General features: G+C 72.4%; 5 protein-coding genes and 1 riboswitch. Of the genes, 2 read left to right on the forward strand and 3 right to left on the reverse strand.

Going from position 1 to position 8,783, the window contains the following annotated elements; translation table 11 throughout:
• Positions 1–88 precede the first annotated feature (88 nt).
• Together AAH991_RS30775 and AAH991_RS30780 are read right to left on the reverse strand one after the other, a co-directional pair.
• Complete coding sequence (locus AAH991_RS30775; protein WP_346229425.1) at positions 89–4,084, reverse strand: tetratricopeptide repeat protein; 3,996 nt, start codon at positions 4,082–4,084, stop codon at positions 89–91.
• Positions 4,085–4,179: 95 nt separating this feature from the next.
• Entirely contained in the window at positions 4,180–5,118 is a 939-nt protein-coding gene (locus tag AAH991_RS30780) for a DUF3293 domain-containing protein (protein ID WP_346229426.1), read from the reverse strand.
• 47 nt (positions 5,119–5,165) lie between these two features.
• Positions 5,166–5,274: riboswitch (SAM riboswitch) on the reverse strand.
• Between the two features lie 73 nt (positions 5,275–5,347).
• Here AAH991_RS30780 and AAH991_RS30785 point away from each other — a divergent pair.
• A complete protein-coding gene (locus tag AAH991_RS30785) occupies positions 5,348–5,614 on the forward strand; it encodes a hypothetical protein (RefSeq protein ID WP_346229427.1) in 267 nt (88 codons plus the stop codon).
• A 41-nt stretch (positions 5,615–5,655) separates the two neighbouring features.
• Positions 5,656–6,054, forward strand: coding sequence for an ACT domain-containing protein (locus AAH991_RS30790; protein WP_346229428.1), 399 nt, complete (start codon positions 5,656–5,658; stop codon positions 6,052–6,054).
• A gap of 159 nt (positions 6,055–6,213) precedes the next feature.
• On the opposite strand, the gene AAH991_RS30795 is transcribed toward AAH991_RS30790, so the two are convergent.
• A complete protein-coding gene (locus AAH991_RS30795) occupies positions 6,214–8,379 on the reverse strand; it encodes a choice-of-anchor P family protein (protein ID WP_346229429.1) in 2,166 nt (721 codons plus the stop codon).
• Between the last annotated feature and the right edge of the window lie 404 nt (positions 8,380–8,783).

Below are 8,783 nucleotides of genomic sequence, written 5' to 3' on the forward strand. Positions count from 1 at the left end.
CCCCGCGCGGAAGCCGGGAACCACGGCCGGAGGCGGACCGGCGGCGGCGACGCGGGCGACGACATCCGCCGGCCGCCGCACCGGGCCGTCAGCCCCCGGTCGCGACCGGCGTCCCGGCGAGGCGGCGCAGCGCGGCCTCCGCGTACGCCAGGCGTGTGTCCGGGATGTTCAGGCGGACGACCGCCGTGCGGTAGTCGTCGAGGAGCTCCGGCAGCACCTCACGGGCACGCTCGTCGTCCGGCGCGTTCTCCAGCAGGCCGGGGAGCGCCTCCTCCGCGGCGTCCGCGACGGCCCGCCAGCGTTCCGTCTCCGCGGCGCGGCGCGCGAGCAGGACCAGGGTCAGGACGAGGGCGCGCCGCCACGTCCCCGGCGTCTCCCGGTCGAGCCGCCGGTAGCAGGCGACGGCCCGCTCGGCGGCGTCGTACGCCTCGTCGCCCGAGGACATCACGGCCGTCATGTGCAGGGCCCGTCCGAGGTCCGGCAGGACGCCCATGTCGCCGGCGGCGTCGAGGAGCGCCACCGCCCGGCGGAGCAGATCCAGCCCCTCCCCGGTCTCGCCGAGGCGGCACCTGGCCAGACCGGCCAGCACCAGGCACCGCCCGGTCCGCGCGGACGCGCCCTCCTCCTCCGGCAGCCGCCGCGCGACCTCGGCGGCGCGCAGGGCCGCACCGGCCGCGTTCTCGTCGTCGCCGATCTCGGCGAGCCCGTCGGCGGCGGCCTCGAGCAGAGCGGCGAGAGCGGGCCGGGCGTCCGCGTCCACCAGGACGGCCTGTTCGAGCAGTCCGATCGCCTCCCGGGTCGAAGTCAGCGACCCTGCCGTGTCCCCGGCCCGGTCGCGGATCATCGCCGCCGAGGTCAGGGCCCTGCGGAGGTCCGCGCGTACGGCGCTGCGGCCTTCGGCGAGGAGCGCGCGGCACAGGCCCACGGCCCGCTCGTACGCGTCGGACGCGCCGGCCAGATCGCCGAGTCCGGTGAGCAGGTCGCCGAGGGCCCCCGAGGCGCGGGCCAGGAGATCGCGATAATCGGGATCCTCCGCCGCGAGCTCGTCGTACGTCTCGACCGCCCGGCGCATGCGCGCGGCCGCGTCCTCCGGCTCGCCCAGGCGGGACAGCGCGTGCCCGGCGTCCTCGTGCGCCTGCGCCAGGAAGTATCGGAGCCCGGGATGCCCCGCCGCGACGAGGCTCTCCAGCATGGCCGCCGCGCGCAGGCTCGCGGGCGCCGCCTCGGCGGACCGGCCGGCGCGGTTGAGCGCCGAGCCGAGCCTCCCCACGCCGAGCGCGAGCTCCGCGGCGGCGTCCTCACCCATGGGCTCCGGGTTGGTTGGCTCCGGGTTCATGGGCTCCGGGGCCTCCCGCAGGGCGACGACGACCCGCATCACCTCGGCCTCGTCGTCGGGCCGCCCCCGCAGGCACAGCACGCCGGCGAGGTTGCTCAGCGAGAGCGCCAGCCGGTCCGGCCCCTCGGCCGGGGCGAACGCGAGGCCCGCGGTGGTCCCCGCGAGGGCGTGCAGCGCCCGGGAGATCTCGGGCCGGTGCTCCGCCGTGCCCTTCAGCCGGTCGTACTCCCCGGCCAGGTCGGCCACCGTGCATCCCTCGTACGTCTCCTCGCCGGGGGCGCCGTCGCGTACGGGGGCGGTCAGGCCGGCGGCGCGCAGCCGCGCCTCTTCGGCGGCCTGCCCGCGGCCGAGCGCGGCCAGCGCGTCGCCGAGCCGCCGCAGCGCCTCGGCCAAGTCGTCCCCGAACCGCCCGGGATCGCCCGCGTGCAGGCGTTCGCGTACGGCGACCGCTCGCGTTGCGGCGTCGAGCGCCTCGACGGGCCGCGCGCAGGCGAGCAGGTAGCCGGCGAGGTCGCACAGCAGCACACCCAGCTCGGGGAGGTGGGGGTCGTGGTCGTCACCGGCGATCGGTTCGAGCAGGGCGGCGCCCCGGCGGGCCAGCCGTACGGCCTCGTCGGGACGGCCGAGCTGCGCGCGGCACCAGGCGAGCCGGTCCAGGCAGAAGGCGTGCAGCCCCGGCACTTCGGGCATCGCGGTGAGGAGCGAGTCCGCGCGCTCGGCCGCCTCCGCCGCCTCCCGCAGGCGAGGAGTGCCGGTCAGCGAACTGGCGAGGTCGGCGAGGGCCTCCGCCAGCTCGGCCCCCGGCACCTCGTGGGCCTCGAACACCTCGACCCGGATCGCGTTCGCGTACGCCGCCTCCTCGAAGCGCCCGGTCTGCGCGGCGTAGTCGGAGGCCGCCCGCGCCGACGCCAGCAGGCCGGGCTCGGCGGCCTCCGGGTCCAGAAGCCACAGCCGGTGGCGGATGGTCAGGGCGCGGTCGGCCGCCGCCCACGCCTCGTCGAGCTCGCCGAGCGCGGCGTGGTAGCCGGCGAGGTTGTCGAGCGCGATGGCCAGTTCCCGCAGGTGCCCGCGCTCCGCCGGGACCAGCCGGTCGTAGATCCCGACTGCCCGCCAGACGGCGTCGCGCGCCTGGTCGGTGAGGCCGAGCGACGCCAGATGCGCGCCCAGGCCGTTCAGCGCGTTGGCCAGATCGTGCGGCTCGTCGCCCTGCTCGTAGAGTTCGACGGCCTTCTTCGCCGCCACGACGGCCTCTTCGCGCCGCCCCCGCTTCGGGAGCTTGTTGGCGAGATTGTTCCAGGCTCCCGCGACGTCCGCGCGATAGCGCGGGTCCTGCTCGTACAACTGCTGCCACCGCCGGAGCGCGTCGCGGGCCGCCCGCTCGGCCTCCTCGTGGCGGCCCGCGCCCGCCAGACTGCTGCCGAGGTGGCCCATGACCAGGGCGATCGTCTCGCGGTCGCCGGACTTCTCCGCCGCGGCCACGGCACGCTCCGCCCAGCGCAGCGCGGACTCGTGCCGGCCGCACTTGAAGTCCACCTCGGCGAGGCGGCCGAGGAGCCGTGCGTACGACGCGGCCCAGGCCGTGTCCGCCGCGGCGAGCAGCTTGAACAGACGCGCGGCCACCGTCAGGACGGACGCCGCCTCGCCGAGCAGGCCCTCGGCGAAGAGGATCTCCGCCAGCCGGTACAGCTCCGGCGCGAACCCCTCACGGAAGTCCTCGCCGCCCGGCACGGCGGCGAGGTAGGCGTCCTTCGCCTCCATCAGCCGGCCGTGCTCCAGCAGCCGCCTGCCGTACGTCCAGAGCATGAGTGCGCGCAGTCCGGGCTCGGCGTCGAGCCTCCCGGCGATCTCGACGGCCTCCGCTGCGGTGCCCAGAGCCTCGTCGTCCCGGTCCAGCGCGGACAGCGGGTCCGAGATCAGGTGCAGCACGAGCGCGAGCTGGATGTCGTTCACCGGATGCCCGGCGATCTCCCGCAGGACGGCCGCCGCCTCCAGCCCGTTCTCCACCGCCTCCTCCAGCCGGTCGAGCCGGAGCAGAGCACTCGCCTGATAGCGCAGCATCATCGCGAGCTGGAAGCGGCATTCGCCGCCGTCGGCGAGGACCGTACGCGCCCATGAGACGCCCAGTCCGGCGACCTCCAGCAGGTCCGGATGCCCTGTCCGGTCGAGGAGAACGGACTGCGTGTGGCAGGTCAGCGCGACGTTCAGCGCGTAGCCCGGGTCCTCCGCGGCGCAGCGCCGGTAGTGCCGCAGCGCCTCGTGGTTGGCGGCCACCGCCTCCTCCACCCGCCCCAGTTCGGCCAGCGAGGTGCCCCGGTCCCGCACGGCGTGGGCGTACATGCCGCGGTGGCGCACGCCGAGCACCAGGTGGGGCCGGAGCACGTTCGCGCACTCCTCGAGAGCGTCCACGGCCTCCGCGTGGCGGTCTCGTCCGGCGAGGAGATGCGCGAGCATGCCGAGCGCGTTGGCGAAGTCCAGAAGGTTGCGCTCGCGCACCGGCCGGAGCAGGTCGGCGACGATCCGGCGGGCCAGGATGTGGTCGTCCGCGCGGCCCGTCTGCCCGATCTCGTGGCCGACGCGGATCACCTCGTCGGTCACCGCGTACAGGAGATCCTCGGCGTCGTCGCCGTCGGGGATCGGCTCCAGGCCGGGGGCGTGGGCCGCGAGCGTCTCGATGGACCGGCGCACCTCGGCGTCGAGCAGGTGGGGAGCGAGTTCGCCGATCCGGGCACAGGCGTCGAGGAGTTCCATACGGGTGTCTTTCGGTAGAGCCGGAACATCTGTGATGTGAGAGGCAGGGATCACACGATAAGCGGCTCGTGTGAATTAAGTCCACACTCTTCTTGTCACGGTCCAGTGACGGGCACGCGGCGGGCGAGGCCGTAACGGCTGGGAACACTGGGACGGATGTGCACGACACGGGCAGGCGCGCCGGACACTCCGTCGGCCCGGGCGCCATGGCAGGTGTCGCAGCCGAGAGCCGCGTAGAGGCAGGTGCGCCGGTCGTTCCAGTCCGCGGCGACCGCCCTCGACCTGCTGATCCACGGCCCACCCGGGTTGCGGCAGACCTCGTCCCGGACCTCGCCGGTCATCACGCAGGGCCGCTGCGGCAGCCGGCTGACGGCGACCGGGTCGCCGTCGGTGAGGGGTTCTCCCGTGGCGGTATGGATCGGCGTCAGCAGCCCCGGAGTCCAGCGCAGGACGGCCGGCTGTCCGAACCGCCGGGCGACCTCCAGGACGACGTCCTCCTCGCCGCCGACGACGACCACCGCCTGCTCGGCCCAGGCGAACTCCGGATGGTGGCATGCGGCGTCGGGCAGCAGACCCGGGCCGCGCTCACGCAGGTCGTCGAGCAGCCGCTCGTGCGCGTCCACGTTGCGGGTCAGGTGATCCGGCTGGCCGCCGGGGTTCCAGCCCGTCAGCACGTGGGCGACCTCGTCGAGGGGGTGCGGGATCTCCTCGGTGCCCGGGCCGCCGACCGCGGGGCCCACCCGCAGGATCCGGTCGTCCAGCGTGAGGCGGAGGACGGCGCCGGTCCAGGCGGCGGCGATGTCGGGCTGCTCGTCCGGGCGTTCGGCGACGAACAGATCGGCCAGCTGGCGCTCCGGGGCGTCGGGCCGGTGCACGTGCCACCGCAGCCTGCAGTGCGGGCACTGGGCGTAGTACACGCCGGGGAACCCTTCCACGACAGGCTCGCGCGGCCCGATGTTCGCGCCGTTGTAGAAGACGCCGCAGCCGGGGCAGTGGGTGCGGCGCAGGGCGTAGGGGTCGTTCGGGACGGGCATCGAGCACCTCCGGGGCCTGGGACCCCGGTGGCCCGACCGGCCCCGGTGATCCGCCGTTCTCCGCGCGCCTCGCACGGAGCGGGTCGTCACCCGGGGCACCCGCAGCGGGCGGGATGCCGTCCAGCGAGCCGGGGCTTGGCGCTGGAACTCGTGACCCAGGTCGGGACATTAACGACGTAAGCCATTGATGGTCAACATCTGGACAGCAACCGGACTGCTGTGCCGGCATATGGCCCGGGTCACGAGGCCGATCGCGCCCCTGGACGTCCGCCGGCCGGCAACCTCGCCTCACCCCACACAAGGTGCCCCCAGGGAAGACCTGGCCGCTGCCGGTCACGTCGAGGCCGCCGTGGTCGTCGCCGGTCTGGACGACCGCGCGGCACGTCCCCTCGGGCGCCGCTACGGCCGGGACGCCGTCTTCGCCTGGACCCCCGACACCTGGCGGCTGCTGTCCTGCCGCGACACCCGCTCGGCAGCCTTCGGCTGGACCGCATGAGAATCTACGTTGTAAAGGACGGTGGTTGTAGGGTGCGGTACATGACCGGTGAGACCGATCTGCACACGCTGGTGGCCACGATGCGCCCGCGGCTCAACCCCGGCCGCTACGTCTTCACCACCGTCCGCGCCGACGTTCCGCCGGGTGTCAGGCCGGTCGTCACGGTCGCGGAGGAGGAGGGCCTCACACTGGTCCTGCCGCAGCACGAGGCCGACGCGGCGGGGCTGGCGTACGACTACGTGGCGGGCTGGATCACGCTGCGCGTCCACTCGGCGCTCGAAGCCGTGGGCCTGACCGCCGCCTTCGCGCAGGCACTCGCGGCCGTGGGCCTGAGCTGCAACGTCGTCGCCGGATTCCACCACGACCACCTCTTCGTGCCGTACGAGCGCGCCGACGAGGCGGTCGAGGTGCTGGAGAACCTCGCCCGGCGGTCCGCCTGACGACTCACCTTGAGCCGCCCTGCGAGCACTCCAGGCCGGCCTTGGCGAGTCACGCCGATCGTGGCTCAGCTTTGCCGACCTGACCCGAGCGCCTGGAGCGCGGCCGAGGCCGGGCGGAGCCACGGTGATCCGCCCGGCCTTGGGTTGTGATTCATTCAGTCACGGGCAGTTGCCGATGTCGCTTTCGGCGGAGGCCAGGACGACGTCGGTCTTGGCCAGGCCGAGGGCGTTGACGGTGACATGGACGGCGTTGACGGTCAGGCCCTTGTCGGGGGTGGTGAATGAGGTCTGCTCGTTGAGGACGAGCTTCACGACGCCGACGTTGACCGTCGTGTTGGGCTGGACATTGGTGGGTTCCGAGATGACCACCGTGTTGCCGACCTTGAGCGAGGCGATCGTGGTGGTTCCGGCGGATCCGCCGCAGGTGGTGGTGGAGGTGGACTTGATGGCACCGACGGTGATCACCGGGATGCCCGTGATCCCGATGCTGGTGTCGTCGATGGAGGCGGTGGCCACGGACTTGCCGGGGAACTCGGTGGTGGCGACCTTGGCGCACAGGGCGTGCGCGCTGATCAATCCGCTGAGGCTGGCGGTGCAGGGCACCGAGGTGGTGCCGGTCGACGTGGTGGAGATGGGGCCGGTGTCGGGGGTGCGCGCGATGTTGACCAGCTGGATGCCGGCCAGGGCGGCGCTGGCGGTCAGGCCGTAGGCCCGTCCGGTCAGCTTCTGCGGTGTGACGGTGACCTGTTCGTCGCTGCACGGCGAGGTGACCGAGTTGTTGTTGGCGTCGCCGCTGTAGGTGGCGGTCCACCGGTAGGTGCCGGCCGCTCCGATGGTCACGTTGCCGGACGCGGCGGTGCCGCTGCCGGACAGGTCCTCGGTACGGGTCTCGATCGGCGTCGTGCAGTCGGTGTCGCCGGGGGCGTACAGCTTGAATGTGACGGAACCGGTGGGGTGGTACCCGCCGGAGACGGCGGCGGTGTCGGACACGACGCCACCGGCCGGCACGGAGCCCGATGGGGTGGTGGTGATGCCCGGCGTGGCCTTGACGACCTCGACCTCTTCATCGCCGCACGGGGAGGTGACCGGGTTGTTGGCGTCGTCGCCGCTGTAGGAGGCCACCCACCGGTAGGTGCCCACCCCGCCCGCGGCGATGTTCCCGGACGCGGCGGTGCCGCTGCCCGACACCGTCCCGGTGCGGGTCTCGATGGGCGTGGTGCAGTCGGTGTCGCCGGGGCCGTACAGCTTGAACGTGACGGTGCCCGTCGGGTGGTATCCACCGGTCAGGGTCGCCGTGTCCGAGACGTTTCCGCCCGCGGGCACCTGCCCCGACGGCGTCGTGGCGATCGATGGGGTCACTTTCGGAACGTGTTCGGTGATCGTCTCGGTGAAGCCTGGCGACAGGACGCCGTTGATCAGGAAGTCCACCTTGCAGGTGAGGGTGCTTCCCGGTGCGGCTCCGGCGCCGACGGTGACGACCTCGGTGAAAGTGGCGTCGTCGCCGCTGGTCACCGTCCGGCTGTCCGGGGTCAGGGACACCGACAGGTTCGGATCGCAGTCGCGCAGCTGGTGGGTGACCGTGACCGGCAGGTTGTGCAGGGCCGCCAGGATGGTGTCGCTGACCTCCGAGGCGTTGAGGCCGGAGAACAGCTGTCCATCCGTGGCATCGGTGATCGCGGTCGCCTGCCCGCTCGAGTTCAGCCCGGCCAGGTCGAACGCGAGCACGGTGATGTCGGCTGCCTGCAGGGCGCTGATCGCATTGGCCAGCGTGTGGCCGTTGCTGGGGTCATGGCTGGGGGCGTCCCCGATCAGCAGCACGATCCGAGTGCTGTTCGGCCGGAAGCCGACCGCCCCCGACGCGACCTGGAACAGACCGTTGATGCCGTCCTCGGGGATGTCGCCGCCGCCCGACGCGACCAGCGTGTTGAGACCGTTGGTGACGTCGGCCTGGTTGGCGGTGAGGTTCTGCGCCACCCGGAACGGCGTCGCGTCTCCCATGTCCTTGTATTCGGCGACCGCGAACTGGGCGTCCGGCTGCGCGGAAGCGACGGTGGACAAGATGGTGTTCGCATTGGTCCGCACGTTCGAGATGACCCCGCCCATGCTCCCTGTCGTGTCGATCAGGAACGCGATATCCGGCTTGGGCGGGACCGCCGGAGTGGACACGGTCTTGGTGATCGTCTTCGATCCGCCCGGAGCCAGGTCCAGCGTCACGTCCGCCGGGGTGACCCCGGGCGCGGCGGATGCCGTCCCCACCCCGGCCACCAACATTGCACCGGCCACCGCCACGCACACGGCGGCCCGTAATCTTCGAGTCGTTCTCACGGTGTCATTCCTTCTGGTGTGGCGTCATGCCACAACGAATTCGGGATTGCTGGCCGTGCGGAATTCCCATGACTGCACCACGCGAGACGTCCTCTCCTCGCGTATTGGCGCAATCAGATGCCGAATTGCATTTGTTGACGACCTCGGTGACATTTTCGGCGCAGCCGTTGATCAGCGAGGGGGTGTGGCCACGGTCATATGGTGACTGGTCGTTGAATAGATGTAAATAGGCCACTTACAGCAAGTTTCCGACTGGCCACAGTCGGCCACCCCTTGCCGGTGAGAGATTCCTACTGGTAGCGAATATTTTTCAGATATGCCCGCTGAAATGCGTAACCAGCGGGATGCCGCTGGCAAAAGAGCGCCCGCTTCCCGTCCTCTGGACCGCCTGAATTGCGATTATG

The sequence above is a fragment of the Microbispora sp. ZYX-F-249 genome (genome assembly GCF_039649665.1).
Taxonomy (GTDB): Bacteria; Actinomycetota; Actinomycetes; order Streptosporangiales; family Streptosporangiaceae; genus Microbispora; species Microbispora maris.